Consider the following 21,097-nt stretch of genomic DNA (forward strand, 5'->3'; position numbering starts at 1 on the left):
CTTGCTGCAGAGGCGGAGGTGCCTGCTGCAGAGGCGGAGGTGCTTGCTGCGGAGAGGGGCCGGGGCCTACCTGCCCGCTACTTCTTCTCCTTGGCCCCGGCCGACAGCACGTCCGCCGTCACCTCCGGCGGGGCCAGGTCCGGTGCGGCCACGTCCTGTTCCGGCACGGCCTGCCCGGAACGGATCAGGTCGATCCGGCCAAGCACCTTCGACCGCAGGTCTACCGGTACGTCGTCCGAGCCGCAGCAGCGCTTGACGAGCTTCTTCACGGCCTGCTCCAGGCCGTACTTCTCCAGGCACGGCGAGCACTCCTCGAAGTGCTCCTCGAACTTGGTGCACTCGCCGTCCGGCATCTCTTTGTCGAGGAACTCGTAGAGATGGTCGAGCACCTCAGAGCAGTCCGTCTCGTGCGGATCTCCGCAGCTCATGAGCCCGAGCCTTTCGCGTCGTTCGACTCCCCGGACACCGGTCCGCCGCCCGCAGGCACCAGGCCGCGGTCCCGGGCGTAGTCCTCAAGCATGCCGCGCAGCTGGCGGCGTCCCCGGTGCAGCCGGGACATGACCGTGCCGATCGGTGTCCCCATGATGTCCGCGATTTCCTTGTAGGCAAACCCCTCGACATCGGCGAGGTACACCGCGATCCGGAACTCCTCCGGGATCGCCTGCAGCGCGGACTTCACGTCCGAGTCGGGCAGGTGGTCCAGCGCCTGCGACTCGGCGGAGCGCAGCCCCGTCGACATGTGCGACTCGGCGCGGGCGAGCTGCCAGTCCTCGATCTCCTCGGACGCGCTGCGCAGCGGCTCGCGCTGCTTCTTGCGGTACGAGTTGATGAAGGTGTTGGTGAGGATCCGGTAGAGCCAGGCCTTGAGATTGGTCCCCTCACGGAACTGGTGGAAGGACCCGTACGCCTTGGCGTACGTCTCCTGGACCAGGTCCTCCGCGTCGGCCGGGTTGCGCGTCATGCGCAGCGCGGCCGAGTACATCTGGTCGAGGAAGCCCAGCGCGTCCCGCTCGAAGCGCGCGTTGCGCTCGGCGGTGGTCTCCTCCGCGTGGCCGGCATCGGTCCCTGCGTCGGTCCCAGTGACCGGACCCACCTCCTTCAGCGCCGTGGCGAGCCCGAATGCGGACCCGCTCGACTCGGAGGATAGACGACTACCCTGCTTGCCCGCCGCCTGAGCGGACGTGGTCGCCGCTGCGGAAAGCACCGTCCAGTCCAGGTCAGAGGCGCGCGGTCGGCGCGGGCAGATGGTGGAACCCATGCGGCGAACTCCCTCTCGTTTCAATGTCGGACGCTGGCGACAACAGCGCCGGGACGCCCGGCATTCCCGAGCTGTTCACCGCAGCCGCGCCAGCCACTCCCGCACCGCGGCCGTCAGCCCGGCCAGCGCCGCCTCCTGGCCGGTCTCCGCCCGCTTGGGCACCGCGAAACCGTGGTCCCCGTACGGCACTTCGACGAGAGAGAAATCACCGTCGGGGAACTCCCCCGGCCGACCGAACGGATCGTTGCCGCCCTGTACGACCAGAGTGGGCACGCCCGCCCCCAGCAGTTCGTCCTTACGGGACTTCTCGGGCCTCCCCGGCGGGTGCAGCGGAAAGCTCAGCGCGAGCACGGCGCGCGCGCCGAGCCCGGCCGCCGTCCGGCACGCGACCCGCGCCCCCGCGCTGCGCCCGCCGGACACCACGGGCACCCCGGCCGACGCCAGCTCCGGCCACACCCCGTGCCAGCCGACGTCGAGCGTCCTGGGCGCGGGCGCCAGCTTCTTCCCCGCCACCCGCCAGGGCTGCTCGACGAGCGCGACGCTCACGCCGGCGGCGGGCAGGGCGGCGGCGAGGGCCTGGAGGTCGCGGGCCTCGATGCCGCCCCCTGCCCCGTGACCGAGGGCAGCGACCGCCCACGCGGCCTTCGCGTCGTACCAATGCACACGTGCCTCGCCGGCACCGGTCTCCACACTCACCACTCGGCTCATGCGGCCATCCTGCCGGGCCCCGCAGGGGGACGCCGCCCCTGAGACCCCCCTTGAGAACCGCCGCCCCTGAGACCCGCCGGACGTGAGACCCGCCGGACGTGGTCCGTCAGAAGAGGGTTCCCACCTCGGGTCCGTCCAGCTCCGCCACCAGCTCGGGCCCGTTGTTGCGGACGTTGCTGACCGCCGTGCCCACCGGGTACGCCCGCACGGCCCCGGCCCGCGGCGGCGCCAGCAGTTCCCGTACCTCCTCGGTCTCCGTCAGCGCCGGGTCCAGCCAAGCGGCCCACTTCTCCGGCGTCAGCACCAACGGCATCCGCGGGTGGATCTCGGCGAGCGAGGCAGGACCGCCCTCACCCGCCGGCCCGCCGGCGAACGGTGCCTCCTCCGCCGCGGTGGTGACCACGGAGCACGTCGCCCACCAGGCCGACGGGTGGTCGTCGGGCAGCGTCCGGTCGCGCCAGAACTCGTAGAGCCCGGCCATCGCCATGACGTCCCCGTCGGCGGGCGTCACGAAGTACGGCTGCTTGCGCGCCCGCTTCTTCTTGCCCTCCTCCTCAAGGTCGCGCTCGGCGGCCCCGGTCACCCACTCGAAATAGCCGTCCGCCGGCACGATGCACCGCCGTGACGCGAACGCCTTGCGGAACGACGGCTTCTCGTGCACCGTCTCGGCCCGCGCGTTGATCAGCCGCGCGGCGCCCTCGGGCGACTTCGCCCAGGAGGGCACCAGGCCCCACTTCAGCATCCGCAGCTGGCGAACCGGAGACGGGTCCGCCGCGTCCTTCAGGGGGCGCTGCAAAATCACCGGCACCGTCTTCGTCGGCGCCACGTTCCAGTCCGGCACGTAGCTCTCGGCCGGATCCCACTTCTCCACCTCGAAGAGCCCGGCGAGGTCTTCGGCCCCGCGGCTCACCGCATACCGTCCACACATACTTGTCACACTGCCATGCCCGTCCAGTCCCCAAGGAGCCGCCCGAAAAATGGACACCCTCAACACGGCCGGCGCCCACCTCTCCACCCACCTCTCCCAGCACGTCAGCACCCTTGCCGCCGCCGACCTCGGGCCCCTCTGGGACCGGCTCACCGGCACCCAGCCCGACCCCGAGCAGTGGATCCTGTACGCGACGGCCGCCCTCGCCCTCGTCGCCGTCGTGCCGCACGCCCTGTGGCGACTCTCACGCAACGCGATCACCATCGCGCACGAGGGCGGGCACGGCCTGGTCGCACTGCTCACCGGCCGCACCCTCACCGGCATCAGGCTGCACTCCGACACCAGCGGTCTCACCCTCAGCCGCGGCAAACCGACCGGCATCGGCATGATCCTGACCGCCGCCGCCGGGTACACCGCACCACCCCTGCTCGGCCTCGGCGGCGCATGGCTGCTGGCCGCCGACCACATCACCCTCTTCCTCTGGCTCGCGACGGTGCTGCTCCTCGCGATGCTGGTGATGATCCGCAACGCGTACGGGGTGCTGACGGTCGTCCTCACGGGTGCGGCCTTCGTCCTGGTGTCCTGGCTGACCGGTCCTGACGTGCAGGCCGCGTTCGCCTACACCGCTGTCTGGTTCCTGCTGCTCGGCGGCGTGCGGCCGGCCTTCGAGCTCCAGTCCAAGCGGCGGCACGGCGGGGCACCGGACTCGGACGCCGACCAGTTGGCCCGCCTCACGCACGTACCGCCGCTGATGTGGCTGGCAATGTTCCACATCGTGTCGCTGTGCGCGCTGCTGGGCGGCGGACGCTGGCTGCTGGGGCTGTAGGCCCCCGGGCCGCCGTACCCGAGGAACGTTCCGGGAAGGTCCGCGAACGTCCTGGAACGCCCAAGAACGCTCGGCAAAGCCCGGGAGCTGCCCTATCACTCCCGGATTACGCCCCGGTTTCCACATATCTGATCAAGATCTGAGCCCCCCAAGAGCCATTAAAGTGAAGGCCATGACCGAAAGCGCCGTGCACCCTGCCCTCTGGCCCGCCCCCTACGCGACCGGGGCCGTCGACGCGACGGTCACCGTGCCCGGCTCCAAGTCGGTCACCAACCGCGCGCTCGTCCTGGCCTCGCTCGCCGCGGAGCCCGGCTGGCTGCGCCGTCCGCTGCGCTCGCGCGACTCGCTCCTGATGGCCGAGGCACTGCGCTCGATGGGCGTGGGCATCGAGGAGACCGTGTCCTCCAGCTCCTCGGTCGCGGGCGGCCCCGACGGTTCCGGCGAGGCCTGGCGGGTCATCCCCTCCGGGCTGCACGGCCCGGCCACGGTCGACGTCGGCAACGCCGGTACGGTCATGCGCTTCCTGCCGCCCGTGGCCGCCCTCGCGGACGGCCCGATCCGCTTCGACGGCGACCCCCGTTCCTACGAGCGGCCCCTCGGCGCGGTCATCACGGCGCTGCGCACGCTCGGTGCCCGCATCGACGACGACAACCGGGGCGCCCTGCCCCTCACCGTCTTCGGCGGAGGCGGTATCGAGGGCGGCCGGGTCGAGATCGACGCGTCCTCGTCCTCCCAGTTCGTCAGCGCGCTGCTGCTTTCCGCGCCGCGCTTCAACCAGGGTGTGGAAGTACGGCACACCGGCCCCACGCTGCCCTCCCTGCCGCACATCCGGATGACCGTCGACATGCTGCGGGCCGTCGGCGCCCAGGTCGACACTCCCGAGTCCGGGGGCGAGGCGAACGTCTGGCGGGTCGCGCCCGGCGCGCTGCTCGGCCGCGACCTGACCGTCGAGCCCGACCTGTCCAACGCGCAGCCGTTCCTCGCCGCCGCGCTGATCACCGGCGGCCGGGTCACCGTTCCGGACTGGCCCGAGCACACCACCCAGCCCGGCGACGCGCTGCGGGAGATCTTCACCGCCATGGGCGGTTCCTGCGAGCTGACCGAGCAGGGTCTGACCTTCACCGGCACGGGCACCGTCCACGGCATCGACTGGGACCTGAGCGAGGTCGGCGAGCTGACCCCGGGCATCGCCGCTGTCGCCGCCCTGGCCGACTCCCCCTCCACCCTCCGCGGTGTCGCGCACCTGCGCCTGCACGAGACGGACCGGCTCGCCGCGCTCACCAAGGAGATCAACGAGCTCGGCGGCGACGTCACCGAGACCGCCGACGGCCTGCACATCCGCCCGCGCCCGCTGCACGGCGGCACCTTCCACACCTACGACGACCACCGGATGGCGACCGCGGGCTCGATCCTGGGCCTGGTGGTCGAGGACGTCCGCATCGAGAACGTGGGGACGACGGCCAAGACGCTGCCCGACTTCCCGCAGATGTGGTCCGACATGCTCGCGGGCAACTGACCGGCCGGGCGGAACGACGATGCGCCGCTACGGCAAGAACCCCGACGAGGACGACATCCGCGTCCGCCCCAACCGCAAGGGCAACCGGCCCCGCACCCACATCAGGCCCAAGCACGAGGACGCCCAGCAGGGCATGGTCCTCACCGTGGACCGGGGACGGCTGACCTGCCTCGTCGAGGGCCGTACGGTCATGGCTATGAAGGCCCGTGAACTGGGCCGCAAGGCAGCCGTGGTGGGCGACAAGGTCATGATCGTCGGCGATCTCTCGGGCGCCAAGGACACCCTCGCCCGCATCGTCCGCATCGAGCCGCGCGCCTCCGTCCTGCGCCGCACGGCCGACGACGACGACCCGTTCGAGCGGGTCGTCGTCGCCAACGCCGACCAGCTCGCCATCGTGACCGCCCTCGCCGATCCGGAGCCGCGCCCCCGCATGATCGACCGCTGTCTGGTGGCAGCGTACGACGGAGGTCTGACACCGCTGCTGGTGCTCACCAAGTCCGACCTGGCCTCCGCCCACGACCTCCTTGAGATGTACGTGCCGCTGGGCGTGCCGTACATCGTCACCAGCCGCGAGGAGCTGGAGAACGGGGCGGCGGGCGACGTCGTCCGCGACCACCTCGACGGCAAGGTCACCGCCTTCGTGGGCCACTCGGGCGTCGGCAAGACGACCCTGGTCAACACCCTCGTACCGGAGGAAAGGCGGCGCACGACGGGACACGTCAACGCGGTCACCGGGCGCGGCCGGCACACCACCACCTCCGCGCTCGCGCTCCCCCTCGCGGGTGACTCCGGTTGGGTGATCGACACCCCGGGTGTCCGGTCCTTCGGCCTGCACCACGTGGACCCCTCGCGCGTCATCCACGCCTTCCCCGACCTGGAGCCCGGCACGGAACAGTGCCCGCGCGGCTGTACGCACGACGAGAACGCGCCGGAGTGCGCCCTGGACAAGTGGGTGGCCGACGGGCACGCGGACCCCGCCCGGCTGATCTCGCTGCGCCGGCTGCTCGCCACCCGGGAACGGCGCGAGGGCGACTGAACCCCGGCGTTCGCCCCCGCGTCTGCCTGGTAAAGGCATAATCGCACCGAGCGAGACGAAGCGGTCACCTGCACAGGAGACATGGGAGGCACTCAAATGGCGTGGCTGCTGGTGGTGTTCGCCGGAATCCTCGAAACCGGCTTCGCCGTGTGTCTCAAGCTGTCGCACGGCTTCACGAGACTCTGGCCCACGATCGCCTTCGCGGCGTTCGCACTGGGCAGCTTCGGTCTGCTCACCCTGTCCCTGAAGAAGCTGGACGTGGGCCCCGCGTACGCGGTCTGGACCGGCATCGGCGCGACCGGCACCGCCATCTACGGAATGATCTTCCTGGACGACGTCGTCTCCACGCTGAAGCTCGTCTCCATCTCGTTCGTCATCGTCGGCGTCATCGGCCTCCAGCTCTCCGGCTCCTCGCACTGAGCACACGCCGGCGTTCCTGGGCGGGTCACGCCGGGCCGGCGACCGCGCGTACGCCGGGCACCTCGCACGGGTCACGCCGCGTCGGCGACCGCACGTACGAACTCCGCCACCGTGACCGTTCGCCGGTCGCCGGGCGGTGCGACCACCCAGGAGACCGCGAGGCGCACCACCGTTTCGCACGGCCACCGCTCCCCCACCGCTGCCGCCGCCCGGTCCCGTACGACTGCCAGCAGTTCCCCCGCTCCCGGCGCGCCGCCGTCCGCCCGGCGCTGCGCCGCGCCCGCCGCAGCCAACGCCCCCCTCGCCGCCCTCCCGGAGGGCAACCGTTCCGGCCAGCACCCGCTCACCAGCGCCCGTACCAGCGGATTTCCCCGCGCGGCCCGAACGATCCACTCGGCGAGCCCGGCCAGCCGGTCCTGGTCCGACCCGGTCCGGTCGGCGAGCACCCGGTCCACGCCTGCCAGGAAGCCGTCCGCCTCCCGGCGCACCAGCGCCCGCGCCAGTCCGTCCTTGCTGGAGAACTCGTTGTAGAGGGTCTGCCGTGACACCCCCGCCGCGGCGGCGACGTCGACCATCCGCACCGCCGACCAGGGCCGGACCGCGAGCGCCGTGTAGGCGGAGTCCAGCAGGGCTTCCCGGGCAGTGGGCATAGCGTCGCCTCCCGCCTGCCAGCGTTGACGGCCCGTCACCCACTGTCAAGGGCGCCTGCCTCCGGGCCGCGGAAGGTGCGCCGGAATGCGGCTCCGAGGGTCCGTCCGCACGTCCGCCCGAGGCGCTCGATACTGTGGCGGGCATGCCCGACTATCACGATGACCTGCGCCTCGCCCACGTCCTCGCCGACGCCGCCGACGCCCAGACCATGGGCCGTTTCAAGGCCCTGGACCTCAAGGTCGAGACGAAGCCGGACATGACCCCGGTGACCGAGGCCGACAAGGCCGCCGAGGAGCTGATCCGCGGCCACCTCAAGCGCGGCCGTCCGCGCGACGCCGTCCTCGGCGAGGAGTACGGCCTGGAGGGCTCCGGCCCGCGCCGCTGGGTGATCGACCCCATCGACGGTACGAAGAACTATGTGCGCGGCGTCCCCGTCTGGGCCACGCTGATCTCCCTCATGGAGGCCGGTGAGGGCGGCTACCACCCGGTGATGGGTGTCGTCTCCGCGCCCGCGCTCGGCCGCCGCTGGTGGGCCGCGAAGGGCGGTGGCGCGTACACCGGCCGCAGCCTGACCTCCGCGACCCGGCTGCAGGTCTCGAAGGTCCCGCGGATCGCGGACTCGTCCTTCGCCTACTCCTCGCTCTCCGGCTGGGAGCAGCAGGGCCGCCTCGACGGCTTCCTGGATCTCTCCCGCGCCTGCTGGCGGACGCGCGGCTACGGCGACTTCTGGCCGTACATGATGGTCGCCGAGGGTTCCGTCGACATCTGCGCGGAGCCCGAGCTCTCCCTCTGGGACATGGCCGCGAACGCGATCATCGTCGAGGAGGCGGGCGGCCGCTTCACCAGCCTGGACGGGGTCACCGGTGTGGAGGGCGGCAACGCGGCGGCCTCGAACGGCCTGCTCCACGACGAACTGCTGGGCTACCTCAACCAGCGCTACTGAGACGTCTGAGGGGCGTGTGCCGGTTTTTTGCGCGCCCCTCAGTTCGCCTCTACCTGCCCCTTGTTGACCCCGGACGAGCCTGCCACTCTGAAAGCTCCCTCACTTGTGAACTTGTGAATTCGTTCTCGTGCGAATTCGTCCCAGGAGGTGGCTGAACTCCATGCTCGTTCGCGATGCCATGAGCACGATGGTCCTCACCATCGGCCCCGCCCACACCCTCCGCCAGGCCGCCCGGTTGATGTCCGCACGACATGTCGGGGCGGCCATCGTCCTCGACGCGGACACCAGCGGACTCGGCATCCTCACCGAACGCGATCTCCTCGTCTCGGTCGGCGCCGGCCAGGACCCCGACCTGGAGACCGCCGGCGCCCACACCACCACGGACGTCGTCTTCGCCGCCCCCTCCTGGACGCTGGAGGACGCGGCACAGGCGATGGCGCACGGTGGCTTCCGCCATCTGATCGTGCTGGACGAACAGGGCGAGCCGGTCGGCGTCGTCTCGGTCCGCGACATCATCCGCTGCTGGGCCCCGAGCCGCCGCCACCCGGCGGCGCTCGCGGGCTGAGCGTTCGTTCACATCCTTACGGAAAAGCCGGTGGGCCGGGCCCCCGCGAGGGGGACCCGGCCCACCGGCCTTTTCACCGTCCGGCTGCCGCCTACTTGCTGCGCAGCTCCTGCACGGCGGCTTCGAGGCGCTTGCCGAAGTCGGCGTCCGCCTGACGGAAGTTGTTCACCGCGCGCACGGCGATCTCGTCGCGCGAGACCTTGGAGATGAAGCCGGCGAGGTTCTCGATCAGCCGGCCCTTCTCGTCCTCGGACATCATCCGGTAGAGGTTCCCCGCCTGCACGAAGTCGTTGTCCTCGGCGTGCGAGGGCGCCTCGTGGTTGCCGGTCACGCCGGCCACCTCGGTCGGCTGCCACAGCGGGCGGTTGGTCTGGAGCGGACCGCCGAAGCTGTTCGGCTCGTAGTTCTTGGCGCCGTTGTGACGGCCGTCGTACAGGAAGCCGTCACGGGAGTTGGTGCGCGCCTCGGTGGCGTGCGGGCGATTCACCGGCAGGTGGTCGGCGTTGATGCCGACGCGGTAGCGGTGGGCGTCGCCGTACGCGAAGAGACGGCCCTGGAGCATCTTGTCGGGGGACGGGCCGATGCCCGGCACGAAGTGCGCGGGGCTGAAGATCGACTGCTCCACCTCGGCGAAGATGTTCTGCGGGTTGCGGTTGAGCTCCAGCTTGCCGATCTCGATCGGCGGGTAGTCCTCGTGCGGCCACACCTTGGTGAGGTCGAACGGGTTGAAGCGGTACGAGGCCGCGTCCGCCGCCGGCATGATCTGCACCTGCACCGTCCAGGACGGGAACTCACCGCGCTCGATGGCCTCGCGCAGATCGCGCTGGTGGCTGTCGGGGTCCATGCCGGAGAGCTGGTTGGCGTCCTCGGTGGTGAGGTTCTTGATGCCCTGGTCGGTCTTGAAGTGGTACTTGACCCAGAAGGTCTCGCCCGCCTCGTTGTTCCACTGGTAGGTGTGCGAGCCGTAGCCGTTCATGTGGCGCAGCGTCGCCGGGATGCCGCGGTCACCGAAGAGCCAGGTCACCTGGTGGGTGGACTCGGGGCTCAGGCCCCAGAAGTCCCATACGTTGTCGGCCTCCTGGGAGCCCGTGTACGGGTCGCGCTTCTGGGTGTGGATGAAGTCGGGGAACTTGATGGCGTCCTTGATGAAGAAGACGGGGGTGTTGTTCCCGACCAGGTCGTAGTTCCCCTCCTCCGTGTAGAACTTCAGCGCGAAGCCACGCGGGTCGCGGACGGCGTCGGCGGAGCCCAGGTTGCCGGCCACCGTCGAGAAGCGCAGGAAGGTCTCGGTCTGCTTGCCGACCTCGGAGAGGAACTTGGCCCGCGTCCACTGCGAGACGTCCCGGGTCAGCGTGAAGGTGCCGTACGCACCGGCGCCACGGGCGTGCACCACGCGCTCCGGAATGCGCTCGCGGTTGAAGTGCGCGAGCTTCTCCAGGAGTGCCTGGTCCTGGACGAGAACCGGCCCGCCGATGCCTGCCGTCTCGCTGTTCTGATTGTCGGCGACCGGCGCGCCGGCCTCGGTGGTGAGCGGTCCCTGCGACGTCACGTGCGCCTCCTGCGTATCTCTTGCAAACCCTGTCCCTTGGCTTGTCGCCATAGTCGATCCTACAATGGACTTTGTCTAAGTCAAGCGGGCATCCAGAATCACATCGGTTCGGAACTGGGGTCCCGTTCCTGTTAGGCTGAGGGCATGAGCGACCTTCTGGAACGACTGCGCGGGCGCGGCTGGCGCATGACCGCACAACGCCGTGTCGTGGCCGAGGTCCTCGACGGGGACCACGTCCACCTGACGGCCGACGAGGTGCACGCACGCGCCGTCGGCAAGCTGCCGGAGATCTCCCGGGCCACGGTGTACAACACCCTCGGCGAGATGGTGTCCCTCGGCGAGGTCATCGAGGTGTCCACGGACCGCCGCGCCAAGCGCTACGACCCCAACGCCCACCGCCCGCACCAGCACCTGGTCTGCGCGCGGTGCGGCGCCATCCGCGACGTCCACCCGGCGGGCAACCCGCTTCGGGACCTCCCCGACACGGAGCGCTTCGGCTTCACGATCTCCGACGTGGAAGTGACGTACCGAGGCGTCTGCCCGAACTGCGCATAGGTCCCGGTCGAACCGTGACCGGTGGCCGCACCGGCCACGCCGCCTCACGTAAACAGCGCAGACCCCGTCACGAAAACACCGGAGGCCCGGAACTCTTTCGAGTTCCGGGCCTCCGGTGTGCACTACTTCTTCAGTAGCGGGGACAGGATTTGAACCTGCGACCTCTGGGTTATGAGCCCAGCGAGCTACCGAGCTGCTCCACCCCGCGTCGGTAGACACAACCCTACGCGGCACCCCCCGACCTGCGCAAATCGTTTGGCGCGGGCCGCCGACGGCCGGAACTTCAGCCGTCCGCGCGGCTCAGGCCGTCAGCTCCTGATGCAGCGCGTCGCGCAGCCGGGCGGCCCGCTCGGCCACCTCGGCGGGCCCCAGCTCCACCGCCCGTTCGCACCACCGCTCGCCCTCGCCCAGCTCACCGCGCCTGGCCGCCAGCAGGGCGAGGCGCAGCGCGGCCCGGCCGTGTCCCGCCTGCGCCGCCCTGGTCCACCACAGCTGCGCCTCCGGCTCGCGCCCCTCGCGCGCCAGCAGCAGACCGAGGTTGAAGGCCCCGCCCAGGCTTCCGGCCTCGGCCGCCTCCCGGTACCAACGCGCCGCGCCCTCGACGTCGCCGCGCCCCGCCGCGAGCATTCCGACCCGCACCTGGGCACGGCGGTGCCCCTGCTCGGCGGCCCGCTCGTACCACTCCTCGCACTCGGACTTCTCGTCCACCGGTTCGCCGAGCACGGGAGGTCCCGCGGGCGGCTGCCTGGCGTCCAGCAGCATGCCGAGCCGGAACGCGCCCTCCGGGCTGCCCCCGCCCGCCGCCCGCCGCAGGTGTGACTCCGCGGCCTGCTCGTCACCTTCGCGCAGCAGGGCGATGCCGACCTGGAGCGCCGCCTCGGTGTGTCCGGCGGCGGCGGCCCGTTCGTACCACTCCAGCGCGCCCTGCTCGTCGCCCCGGCCCGCGTGCAGGATCCCCAGGTTGAAGGCGGCGTCGACACTGCCCACCTCGGCGGCCTTGGAGAACCACGGCTCGGCGCCGGACGCGTCGCCACCTTGCAGCAGCAGGATGGCCAGCGCGTTCGCCGCCTCGCGGTGGCCCGCGTAGGCGGCCCTGCGGTACCACTGTTCGGCCTGGGCGGTACGCCCCTGGGCGGCGCACAGCAGACCCAGGTTGTACGCGCCGTTGATGTCGCCCGCGTCCAGGGCGGCCCGGTACCAGCGCTCGGCGGTCTGCTGCTCACCGCGGGCGGCGTGCTGTGCGCCCAGCGCGTTCGCGGCGTTCCCGTCGCCCTCCTGGGCGGCGCGCAGCCACCACACGGCGGCGCTCTCCTCGTCGCCCGCGTCGCGCAGCAGGAACCCCAGCGCGCACGCGGCTCGCGGCTCGCCGTCCTTGGCGGAGGTCAGGTACCAGCGCCCGGCCTCCTTCAGCTCGCCGCGGGCCTCCAGGATCACGCCCAGGTGCAGGGCGGCCCGCCGGTGGCCGCGCGCGGCGGCCTGGCGGTACCACTGCTCGGCCTCCACCTCGGGCGGCTTCTCGCCGGGGGCGACGGAGGAGGAACGCACCATGCGGGGGTCGGTGTCCCAGGTGATGCCGCGCCGGTTGGCCACGTCGGCGGCGGGGCCGCCCCCGGTGGGCGTCCCCGCCCGGCGGTCGAGGAGCCTGGCCAGGCGGTACGAGGCCTCCCGGTGGCCCTGTTCGGCGGCGGCGCGCAGCCAGCGCTCGGCGCCGACGTCACCGCGGTGCTCAAGGAGGTCGGCCAGCGCGTAGGCGCCCAGCGCGTGTCCGTGCTCGGCGGACTGGCGCAGCCAGTACTCGGCCGCGGGCTCGTCGCCGCGCTCGCGGTAGTGCCTGCCGAGGGCGTGGGCGGCGGCGGCGGAACCCGCGACGGCGGCGATGCGCCACCAGCTGGCGGCCTCCTCCGCGTACCCGCGCTGGAGCAGCAGGACGCCGAGGTTGTTGGCGGCGGCCCGGTCGCCCTCGGCGGTGGCGGCGCGGAGGTGGGGCTCGGCGCCGTCCAGGTCACCGCGGCGCAGCAGCAGGGCGCCCAGGACGCTCATGGACGCGGGGTCGCCGTTCGCGGCGGCCTGCCGGTGGCGCAGCTCGTCCTCCGCCGTGGCGGTGTCGGTGCCGTCGGCGTCCTCGCCGCCGTCGGCCGGGCGCCGTTGGACCGGCAGGCCCGTCTCGACCCAGCCGGCGCCGTCCTGCCCGTGGCCGACCGCGCCGGTTACCTCGTGCGCCGTCTCGTCATGCACCGTGGTCTTCCGCGCCTTGTTCCGCGTTGTCTCAACCTGCCCTGTCTCCAACAGAGTTGCCCTGTCCCCCATAGTTTTCATCGTCGCACCACCCGCAACCCGGGTACACCTGGTATACCGCAGCCATAGAGGTCACTACAGCGTTTTGTCGACATGCCCACAGGGCGACAAGTCAAACACATACGGTGTGCGGACATACGACGAGGGCCCGGATCCTTAATGGATCCGGGCCCTCGTCGAATGAGTAGCGGGGACAGGATTTGAACCTGCGACCTCTGGGTTATGAGCCCAGCGAGCTACCGAGCTGCTCCACCCCGCGTCGTTGTTGTACAACCGTACCACGACGCGGGGAGGGGCCTTCTCGCCCCGTCACCTGCTCCCGCCTGCTATTCGTTCTTCGCGGGCTCCTTCGGGTCCTTCTTCTCCGGGGCCTTCGGGTCCTGCTTGGCGGGCGGCGCCTGCTGGGCGTCGGCCGCCCGCTGGAGCGCGTCCTGAAGCTTCTCCTGGGCCTTGCCGTAGGCGGTCCAGTCCTGCTTCTTCAGCGCCTCCTCACCCTCCCCGTACGCCGTCTGGGCGTCCGAGATGGCCTTCTGGAGCGCTGTCGTCCCGGTGGCCGGCGGCTTGGTGGGATCGTCGCCCTCGTCGGGCGGCGTCACCGCCCCCTTGTCGCCGAAGACCGCGTTGAGCGCCTCGGCGAGCGAGTTCTTGAAGACGGTCTCCTTGCCGTAGGAGACGCCGACCTTCTTCAGCAGCGGGTACTGGGCGTTGTTGCCCTGTGCGTACACCGGCTCGACGTACAGGAACCCGTCGTTGAGCGGGATCGTGAGCAGGTTGCCGTACTGGATGTCGGAGTTGGCGCCCTTGGTGTTGCGGACGAACTCCGTCACCTCGGGGTTGGTGCTCAGCCGGTTCTGCACCTGCTGCGGCCCCAGCACGTCCCCGGTCACCCGCAGCAGTCTTATCGTGCCGTAACTGCTGCTCGCGGCATCGGCGTCGACCGCCATGAACCCCCCGAGGTTGGGGCGTCCGTTGGGCGTGAAGGTGGTCGTCAGCGAGAACTTCTGGCTCTCGTCACCGGGCATCTTCAGGCTCAGGTAGTACGGCGGCACGGCGCCCTTGGCGTCGGTCGTCGGGTCGTCCGGGACCTGCCAGGCGTCGGAGCCGCTGTAGAACTGCGCCGGGTCCTCGACGTGGTACCGGGTGAGCAGCTCGCGCTGGACCTTGAACATGTCCTGCGGGTAGCGCAGGTGCGCCTTGAGCTCCGGGTCGATCTGGGACTTGTCCTTGACCGTGCCCGGGAAGGCCTTCTTCCAGGTCTGCAGGACCGGGTCCTTGTCGTCCCACTCGTAGAGCTGGACCGAGCCGTCGTACGCGTCGACGGTGGCCTTCACCGAGTTACGGATGTAGTTGACCTGGTTCTGCTGGGCGACCACGGCGCGCTGGTTGGTGGTCAGCGAGTCCGTGGTGGAGTCCCCGAGCGTCGTGCGCGACGCGTACGGGTAGCCGTTGGTCGTCGTGTAGGCGTCGACGATCCACTGGATCTTGCCCTTGACGATCGCCGGGTAGGCGTCGCCGTCGATGGTCAGCCACGGGGCCACGGCCTCGACGCGCTGCTTGGGCGTGCGGTTGTAGAGGATCCGCGAGCCCTCGCCGATGGCGCCGGAGTAGAGGATCTGCGGCTCGCTCATCGTGACGGCGTAGGCCGCACGGTTGAGCGGGTTGGAGAGGTTGACGCCGCTGCCACCCTTGTAGCTGGTGTTCTTGGTGTCCTCGCCGTTCTTCTCGTAGTCGAGCTCCTGCTGCGGGCCGCCGACGATCGAGTACTGCTCGGTCTTCTCGCCGTAGTAGATCCGCTGCTCGTACTTGCCGCCGTCGGTGAGGGCGCCCTTGGCCGGGAGCCCGGACTCGGTGAAGTCGGGACCGCCCTCGGTGTCCGCGTTGACGGAGGTGCCCTTGGCGGCCACCACGCCGTACCCGTGGGTGTAGGTGAAGTGGTCGTTGATCCAGTTGCGCTTGGGGATGCCCTTGAGGTCCAGCTCGCGGAGGCCGATGACGGTGTCCTGGCCGTTGTACCGGTCCACGTCGAGGGTCTGCGGGAACTGGTAGTACTTCCGCTCCTGCTGGAGCTGGCGGAAGGTCGGCGACACGACGTTCGGGTCCAGGAGGCGGTAACTGGCCGCCGTGTCGGCGTCCTTGCGCAGTTTCGCGTTGTCCCCGCCGTCGTTGGTGCCCCGGTAGTCACCCACCTTGGCGCCGTCGATCTTGTACGCCTGACGGGTCGCGTCGATGTTCTTCTCGATGTACGGCGCTTCCTTGGCCTGCTCGTTCGGCTGGACCTGGAACTTCTGCACGATCGCCGGGTAGAGCCCGCCGATCAGGATCGCGGAGAGCACCATCAGTCCGAAGCCGATCACCGGCAGCTGCCAGGTGCGGCGCCACAGCGTCGCGAAGAACAGCAGGGCGCAGATCACGGCGATGCAGAACAGGATCGTCTTCGCCGGGAGGTAGGCGTTGGCGTCGACGTACCGCAGGCCGGTCCAGTTGCCGGTGGCCTTGAAGTCGCTGGACTTGACGGCCAGTCCGTACCGGTCGAGCCAGTACGCCACGGCCTTCAGCGCGACGAAGATGCCGAGCAGCACCGAGAGGTGACCGGTGGCGGCGGCGGTCGCGCGCGCACCCGGGCTGGTCAGCCGCAGCCCGCCGTACAGGTAGTGCACCAGGGCGGCCGCGACCAGCGAGATCACCGCGGCGGCAAACCCGAAGCCGAGCAGGAAGCGGTACCACGGCAGGTCGAACGCGTAGAACGACACGTCAAGACCGAACTGCGGGTCCTTCTGCCCGAACGGCACCCCGTTGAGGGCCAGCAGCCAGGTGCGCCACTGGCCGGACGCGGAGGCACCGGCGATCAGCCCGACGAGAGCGGTGATCGCGATGAGCACCCACTTCTTGTACGGAGCGAGTCCCATCCGGTAACGGTCGAGGCTCTGCTGCTCCATCGACATCGCGCTGAGCGGCGGCCGGAGCCGGTGCGCCAGCCAGATGTTCACGCCGACGGCAGCCGCCATGAGCAGACCGAAGACGGCGAACAGCCCGATCTTGGTCCACAGGGTGGTGGTGAAAACGGACGAATAGTTGACCGATCGATACCAGAGCCAGTCCGTCCAGAACCCGGCGAACATGACGAACGCCATGGCCAGAACGGCCAGGACCCCCAGTGTCATGAGCAGGGTCCGGGCGCGCCGGGAGGGCCGGCCCACTCTGATCCGTGGCCCGGTCGGGCCTCCGCCGCGGTCCGGCATCTGGAAAGCCAACGTGCGCACCTCGAAGTTCGCTGTTGTGTTTGCGGGGTTAAGCGTGCTGTCTGGTCGGGACGTGCTGCCTGCGGTGTGGATCGGGCCCCGCCTGCGCGGGGTCCGTACCTATGCAACTTAACGAAGCTTTACTCAGTTCCCGCTTTGGGGGCCGAAGGAGGCAGGATATTCACCATGTCCAACTCCTCCCCCTCAGACCACACCCCTCCGATGCCGTCGCCGGGCACGCCGATGGCCGCGAGTCCGCTGACCCGGGCCGTACTGGAGATCGACGAGTACGCGTCCGGCATCGGCTGGGACAAGCCGGCCAGGCTGTTCGCCCTCGTCGACACCGCCAAGCTGCGCAAGCAGGAGCCGGGGCTCGCCTCGCAGCTCGGGATCGACGCGGCCCAGGCCGCCGGGTTCACGCCGATCGAGCAGGAGGAGATCCCGCGAGGCAAGGCACTGGACGAGTTCCTCGGCACGATCGCCTGGCCGGCGTCGGTGACGGGCTGCGCCCTCACCGTGGAGCGCCTGATGCTGCCGCCGTCCGCCGAGGCGTCCGTACCTGAGGGCCTCAAGGGCGCGCAGCTGACCAAGTGGGTCGCGGGGCACCCGGACCGGCAGGAGGTCCGGATGACGGTGGCGGTGCTGCGCGGCGGCGCCCGGGAGTCGGCGATCCGGCTGCGCGAGAAGGACTCCCCGAACGAGGTCCTGACCGGCCCCGACCTGGTGCCGGGACTGGCCGAGGCACTGGCGGCGACGTTCGAGGCATAACCCGCCGGCCGGTCGGCCCGTCGTGCGTTTCGGCCGCGGCGGGCCGGTCGTTCCGTCGTGCACCTGGGCGGGCGGGCCGGTCAGCGTGGGCCGGTCAGTCCGTCGTGCACCTGGGCAGGCGGGCCGGTCAGTCCGTCGTGCACTTGGGCAGACGGGCCGTGTCTCCCGTGCGGATGCCGTCCATCGCCTCGACCGCGTCGTCGAGGGTGTCGACCTTGACGAGGGTCAGCCCGTCGGGAACGTCGGCGGCGGCGGTCGCGCAGTTGTCCTTGGGCGTCAGGAAGTACTCGGCGCCCGCCTTGCGCGCGCCGACGGTCTTCATCTGGATGCCACCGATCGGGCCGACCTTGCCCTTCTCGTCGATGGTTCCCGTACCGGCGACGAACTTCCCGCCCGTCATGTCCTTCGCGGTCAGCTTGTCGACGATGCCCAGGGAGAACATCAGACCCGCACTGGGACCGCCGACGTCGGCGAGCTTGATGTCGATGGTGAAGGGGAAGGTGTGGTCGGTCCCGGCCTGGATGCCGACGATCGGCCGTCCGTTGTCCTTGGCCTTCTCGGTGGTGACGGTGACCTTCTCGGTGGTCGTCGGCTCCTTGTGCGCCTTCTCCGCGGCCTCGGCGTCCTTGGTCGGCACGACGGTGAAGACCACCTTCTCGCCGGGCTTGCGCTGAGTGACGAGCTTGGCCACGTCCCCCGGCTCCCGGACCTTCTTGCCGTCCACCTCGCGGACGACGTCACCCGCGTGCAGCTTCCCCTCGGCGGGGCTGCCCTTGACGACGCTGGAGACCACCACGCGGGTGGCGACGGGCAGCTTCAGCTCCCTGAGGGCGGCGACCTTCGCGCTCTCCTGGGACTGGCTGAACTCCTCGGCGTTCTCCTGGGTGGACTGCTCCTCGGTCTTGCCGTCCGGGTAGAGCGTGCTGTGCGGCACCACGATGCTGTCGTGCGCCAGCCAGCCGTACACCACCTCGACCAGGTTCATCGAGTAGTCGGCGCCGGTGACGCGGACCGTCGTCATGTTGAGATGCCCGCTCGTGGGGAAGGTCTTGTGCCCGGAGACCTGGAGCACCGGCTCACCGCCGGCCGTGCCGAGGGTGTTCACCGTCGGCCCCGGGGACATTTCCGAGTACGGCACTTTGATGAGGACGCCCGCGCAGAGCAGCGCGATCAGGACGAGGGTGGAGGCGAGCATCGTCGCAGTGCGGCGTGGCATGGAACGACAGTACGGGAAGGCTTTGCGGGAGCACCCGTGGGGCCGGTCCGTACGGGGAGCGGAGGGTTTCCGTCGTCGCTCTCACACGGCTCGGGACGGCCAGCGCTCCCGACGACCCGAGGCGCCGCACCGGCCCGACCCGGCGCACCTCACTGCTGGAACGTTTCCGCCGCGCTGGAACGTTTCCGCCGCGTCAGGCGGCGTCCGAATCGGAATGCGACTTCTGCATGGCGTCGCGGAACTTCTCGTAACCCGCGAGTTCGGCGACATCGCCGGTAGTGCGGTTACGGGCGGCCCAACTTCCCCATATCGCAGCCCCTACGGCTGCGAAAAGCGGAATCAGCAACCAGGCAAGTGCAGCCATTTCCGACCTCCCGACCCAGTGAGCGGCCACTGAACAATCCCAAGTGATCGCAGCCAGCCGATCAGCAGATTAACCATCCGCTGCTTCAACGCTCGGGCCAGGGTGCGGGTTACGCAAATCGTGGCGGTTGGCGGTAGAGGCGTTTAGCCGGGTTTGGCCCGTGGGGCGGCATTGGTGCCCGCTTCGGGGCAATTCGAAGTTCGACCCTCCGGGTGACTCCGGACCCACGGCGGAGGCGATTGCGGACCACGGCGGGCGACGCGGGTCCGGTCCTCGACGTCCCCTCCAGGGTGGTCCGAATTCAGCAGGCGCCGACCCATTCCTCCGTGCCGTCCGAGAATTTCTGGTGCTTCCAGATCGGGACCTCGTGCTTCAGGTCGTCGATCAGCATCCGGCACGCCTCGAAGGCCTCCGCGCGGTGCGGGCAGGAGACGGCCACCACGACCGCGAGGTCACCCACCGAGAGATCACCCACCCGGTGGACGGCCGCGAGCGCCCGCACCGGGTGGTTCGCCACCACCTTCTCGGCGACGCGGCGCATCTCCGCCTCCGCCGAGGGATGGCAGGAGTAGCCCAGAGCGTCGACGTCGGCGCCCCCGTCGTGGTTGCGGACGGTGCCGACGAACAGGGCGGTGCCGCCGGCGGCGTCGTCCCCGACGGCCCGGAAGACCTCGTCGAGGGAGAGCGGGGTGTCGCGGACCGAGAGCAGCCGGATCGGGTCCTGCGCCGCCTGCTCGCCCGGGTGAGTGGTCGGGGTGCTCGGAGTACCTGCCATGAACCCATCGTGCCGTACGGCACCGACAACGCGGAATTGCCCTTTCGACCGGCACGCGTGCGTGCCGTATGGAGCGTCCTACAGGGCGTACGGGACACAGCCCGCCGCGCGCGTGCCGTGCGGCGGGTCCCGCCCGCGTACCGGCCGGTGCTCCCGTACGGGTTCAGATGCGGCGGCGGGCCTTTCGGGCGCGGCGTACCAGGGCGGCCGTGCCGAGCAGCGCTACCGTCGCCCCCGCGGCGCCCGCGGCCGTGGCGTCCTTGCGGCCCAGGCGGCGGCCCGCGAGGGTGTGCCGGCCCGCCACCTCCTCAAGGAGCTGTGCGAGTACCTCCTCGTTGGTCCACCGCGGCCGCCAGCCCGCGTCGTGCAGCCGCGAGACGCTGACCACCCAGGGGTGCATCGTGTACGCGAGGTCGCCCGCGGGCGACGGGGTGAGTCCGATCCGGTGCAGCCGGGCGGCGGCCCCCAGGGCGACGGCGGACGGCAGTTCCATCCGGCGGATGCCGCTGAGCTCCTCGACCTCCTCCTGTTCCAGCCAGCCGTCGCAGCCGACCACGAGCTCACCCTCGACCTTTTCGAGCGCCGCGTACTCCAGGGCGCTGACCAGGTCCTCCATGTGGCAGAACTGCCAGGTGGGGCGGGATCCCGCGGCCACCAGCAGGCGGGGTGACTCGAAGTAGCGGGTGAGCGCCGTGTCCGTACCGCCCACGAGCACGGCGGGACGGACGACGGTCACGTTGAGGCCGGGGTGGGCGCGCGGGGCGCGGCGGCCGAGCCGCTCGACCTCCAGGAGGTCGCCGACCCCGGTGGCCTCGGCGGTGGCGCGCAGCTCGGCGTCCTCGGAGAGCGGGATGTCGTTGTCCGGGAGGGCGCCGTAGACCATGGCGGAGGTGCACAGGACGACCCGGTGCACCCCGGCTGCGGCAGCTGCCGTGAGCACCGTCTGCGTACCGCGCACGTTGTAGGCCGTGCGGGCCGCGGGGTCCGTCTCCAGGTCGAGGTCGAGCGCGAGGTGCACGACGACGTCAGCGCCGCGCAGCTTCTCGGCGATGGCGGGGTCGCGGACGTCAAGGATGTGCCACTGCGCCTCGGTGACGTCACCTCGCCGCTCGTCGATCGCGACGACCTGCTTGATCTCCTGCGAGTCGGCCAGTCTGCGGGTCAGCAGGGCGCCGACCCCGGACGCGGCGCCGGTGACCGCGACCACGGGACCCCGCACGGCGGGGGTTGAGCGGTTTCGCGCTGCGCGAACCTTGGGATCTGTTGCGCGAACCTTCGGATCTGGGGAACTCACCGGGCGTCTCCAGCGGTTGTCTTCAGTACGTACGCGTGTTGGCGCGTACGGACCAGGTGGCGTCCATCCTGCCGCAGGCCCCGAGTCCGCGGAGCACCGAGACCGTAATCCGGTTCCGGTGTCTACGCTGGGTGGTGATGTCGGGCAGCCGCCGTCGGCACCAGCCGGCGGCCCTACGAGCCGAGGAAACC

At 70.6% G+C, this 21,097-nt stretch carries 20 protein-coding genes and 2 tRNA genes; 8 read left to right on the top strand and 14 right to left on the bottom strand.

The annotated features are described in order from the left end of the window. Nucleotides 1–77: 77 nt before the first annotated feature. The 4 genes from rsrA to ACIQM4_RS06105 form a co-directional block, all read right to left on the bottom strand. On the bottom strand, nt 78–428 hold the full coding sequence (gene rsrA, locus ACIQM4_RS06090; protein WP_401586697.1) for a mycothiol system anti-sigma-R factor: 351 nt from the start codon (nt 426–428) through the stop codon (nt 78–80). Next, nucleotides 425–1,093 (bottom strand): sigma-70 family RNA polymerase sigma factor, encoded by a 669-nt coding sequence (locus tag ACIQM4_RS06095; protein WP_401588124.1) that lies wholly within the window; start codon nt 1,091–1,093, stop codon nt 425–427. The genes rsrA and ACIQM4_RS06095 overlap by 4 nt, the downstream gene beginning before the upstream one ends. Nucleotides 1,094–1,333: 240 nt before the next feature. After that, nucleotides 1,334–1,966, bottom strand: a complete 633-nt coding sequence (locus tag ACIQM4_RS06100) for an alpha/beta family hydrolase (protein WP_401586699.1) — start codon at nt 1,964–1,966, stop codon at nt 1,334–1,336. A gap of 106 nt (nt 1,967–2,072) precedes the next feature. Next, on the bottom strand, nt 2,073–2,894 hold the full coding sequence (locus ACIQM4_RS06105) for an SOS response-associated peptidase (RefSeq protein ID WP_401586702.1): 822 nt from the start codon (nt 2,892–2,894) through the stop codon (nt 2,073–2,075). Nucleotides 2,895–2,943: 49 nt separating this feature from the next. On the opposite strand from ACIQM4_RS06105, the gene ACIQM4_RS06110 reads away from it, so the two are divergent. From ACIQM4_RS06110 to ACIQM4_RS06125, 4 genes are all read left to right on the top strand, one after another. Next, nucleotides 2,944–3,720 (top strand): M50 family metallopeptidase, encoded by a 777-nt coding sequence (locus ACIQM4_RS06110; protein WP_401586704.1) that lies wholly within the window; start codon nt 2,944–2,946, stop codon nt 3,718–3,720. A gap of 172 nt (nt 3,721–3,892) precedes the next feature. After that, on the top strand, nt 3,893–5,236 hold the full coding sequence (gene aroA, locus ACIQM4_RS06115) for a 3-phosphoshikimate 1-carboxyvinyltransferase (protein ID WP_401586706.1): 1,344 nt from the start codon (nt 3,893–3,895) through the stop codon (nt 5,234–5,236). A 19-nt stretch (nt 5,237–5,255) separates the two neighbouring features. Further along, nucleotides 5,256–6,272 (top strand): ribosome small subunit-dependent GTPase A, encoded by a 1,017-nt coding sequence (rsgA, locus tag ACIQM4_RS06120; RefSeq protein ID WP_401586709.1) that lies wholly within the window; start codon nt 5,256–5,258, stop codon nt 6,270–6,272. A 96-nt stretch (nt 6,273–6,368) separates the two neighbouring features. Further along, complete coding sequence (locus ACIQM4_RS06125; RefSeq protein ID WP_401588127.1) at nt 6,369–6,692, top strand: DMT family transporter; 324 nt, start codon at nt 6,369–6,371, stop codon at nt 6,690–6,692. A 71-nt stretch (nt 6,693–6,763) separates the two neighbouring features. Here the strand turns inward: ACIQM4_RS06125 and ACIQM4_RS06130 are convergent, their stop codons facing one another. Next, nucleotides 6,764–7,342: a TetR/AcrR family transcriptional regulator gene (locus ACIQM4_RS06130; protein WP_401586712.1), complete on the bottom strand. Its 579-nt coding sequence runs from the start codon at nt 7,340–7,342 to the stop codon at nt 6,764–6,766. A 143-nt stretch (nt 7,343–7,485) separates the two neighbouring features. Between ACIQM4_RS06130 and hisN the strand changes: the two genes are divergently transcribed. Beyond that, nucleotides 7,486–8,286 (top strand): histidinol-phosphatase, encoded by an 801-nt coding sequence (gene hisN / locus ACIQM4_RS06135; RefSeq protein ID WP_401586714.1) that lies wholly within the window; start codon nt 7,486–7,488, stop codon nt 8,284–8,286. 160 nt (nt 8,287–8,446) lie between these two features. Next, on the top strand, nt 8,447–8,851 hold the full coding sequence (locus tag ACIQM4_RS06140; RefSeq protein ID WP_401586717.1) for a cyclic nucleotide-binding/CBS domain-containing protein: 405 nt from the start codon (nt 8,447–8,449) through the stop codon (nt 8,849–8,851). Between the two features lie 91 nt (nt 8,852–8,942). Here ACIQM4_RS06140 and ACIQM4_RS06145 read toward each other — a convergent pair whose 3' ends face one another. Next, nucleotides 8,943–10,451: a catalase gene (locus ACIQM4_RS06145; protein ID WP_401586719.1), complete on the bottom strand. Its 1,509-nt coding sequence runs from the start codon at nt 10,449–10,451 to the stop codon at nt 8,943–8,945. Nucleotides 10,452–10,544: 93 nt separating this feature from the next. Between ACIQM4_RS06145 and ACIQM4_RS06150 the strand changes: the two genes are divergently transcribed. Continuing rightward, the gene (locus ACIQM4_RS06150; protein WP_401586722.1) at nt 10,545–10,955 is read left to right on the top strand and encodes a Fur family transcriptional regulator; all 411 of its coding nucleotides are present in this window, start codon (nt 10,545–10,547) and stop codon (nt 10,953–10,955) included. A gap of 134 nt (nt 10,956–11,089) precedes the next feature. Here ACIQM4_RS06150 and ACIQM4_RS06155 read toward each other — a convergent pair. The 4 genes from ACIQM4_RS06155 to ACIQM4_RS06170 form a co-directional block, all read right to left on the bottom strand. After that, a tRNA-Met gene (locus ACIQM4_RS06155) sits at nt 11,090–11,163 on the bottom strand. A 92-nt stretch (nt 11,164–11,255) separates the two neighbouring features. Beyond that, entirely contained in the window at nt 11,256–13,271 is a 2,016-nt protein-coding gene (locus ACIQM4_RS06160; protein WP_401586725.1) for a tetratricopeptide repeat protein, read from the bottom strand. A gap of 164 nt (nt 13,272–13,435) precedes the next feature. Beyond that, a tRNA-Met gene (locus ACIQM4_RS06165) sits at nt 13,436–13,509 on the bottom strand. A 67-nt stretch (nt 13,510–13,576) separates the two neighbouring features. Next, nucleotides 13,577–16,489: a UPF0182 family protein gene (locus tag ACIQM4_RS06170; RefSeq protein ID WP_401588129.1), complete on the bottom strand. Its 2,913-nt coding sequence runs from the start codon at nt 16,487–16,489 to the stop codon at nt 13,577–13,579. Between the two features lie 186 nt (nt 16,490–16,675). Here ACIQM4_RS06170 and ACIQM4_RS06175 point away from each other — a divergent pair, with 186 nt between their 5' ends. Continuing rightward, nucleotides 16,676–17,257, top strand: coding sequence for a PPA1309 family protein (locus ACIQM4_RS06175; protein WP_401586727.1), 582 nt, complete (start codon nt 16,676–16,678; stop codon nt 17,255–17,257). Nucleotides 17,258–17,384: 127 nt separating this feature from the next. Here ACIQM4_RS06175 and ACIQM4_RS06180 read toward each other — a convergent pair whose 3' ends face one another. The 4 genes from ACIQM4_RS06180 to ACIQM4_RS06195 form a co-directional block, all read right to left on the bottom strand. Then, nucleotides 17,385–18,473 carry a PDZ domain-containing protein gene (locus ACIQM4_RS06180; RefSeq protein WP_401586729.1) on the bottom strand — a complete coding sequence of 363 codons (1,089 nt, stop codon included), beginning with the start codon at nt 18,471–18,473 and terminating at the stop codon, nt 17,385–17,387. A 193-nt stretch (nt 18,474–18,666) separates the two neighbouring features. Then, on the bottom strand, nt 18,667–18,837 hold the full coding sequence (locus ACIQM4_RS06185; protein WP_401586731.1) for a hypothetical protein: 171 nt from the start codon (nt 18,835–18,837) through the stop codon (nt 18,667–18,669). A gap of 301 nt (nt 18,838–19,138) precedes the next feature. Beyond that, nucleotides 19,139–19,612 (bottom strand): molybdenum cofactor biosynthesis protein MoaE, encoded by a 474-nt coding sequence (locus ACIQM4_RS06190; protein WP_401586734.1) that lies wholly within the window; start codon nt 19,610–19,612, stop codon nt 19,139–19,141. Between the two features lie 163 nt (nt 19,613–19,775). Continuing rightward, complete coding sequence (locus ACIQM4_RS06195) at nt 19,776–20,906, bottom strand: SDR family oxidoreductase (RefSeq protein ID WP_401586737.1); 1,131 nt, start codon at nt 20,904–20,906, stop codon at nt 19,776–19,778. Nucleotides 20,907–21,097: the final 191 nt, after the last annotated feature.

This window comes from Streptomyces sp. NPDC091272 (assembly GCF_044757485.1).
Lineage (GTDB): Bacteria > Actinomycetota > Actinomycetes > Streptomycetales > Streptomycetaceae > Streptomyces.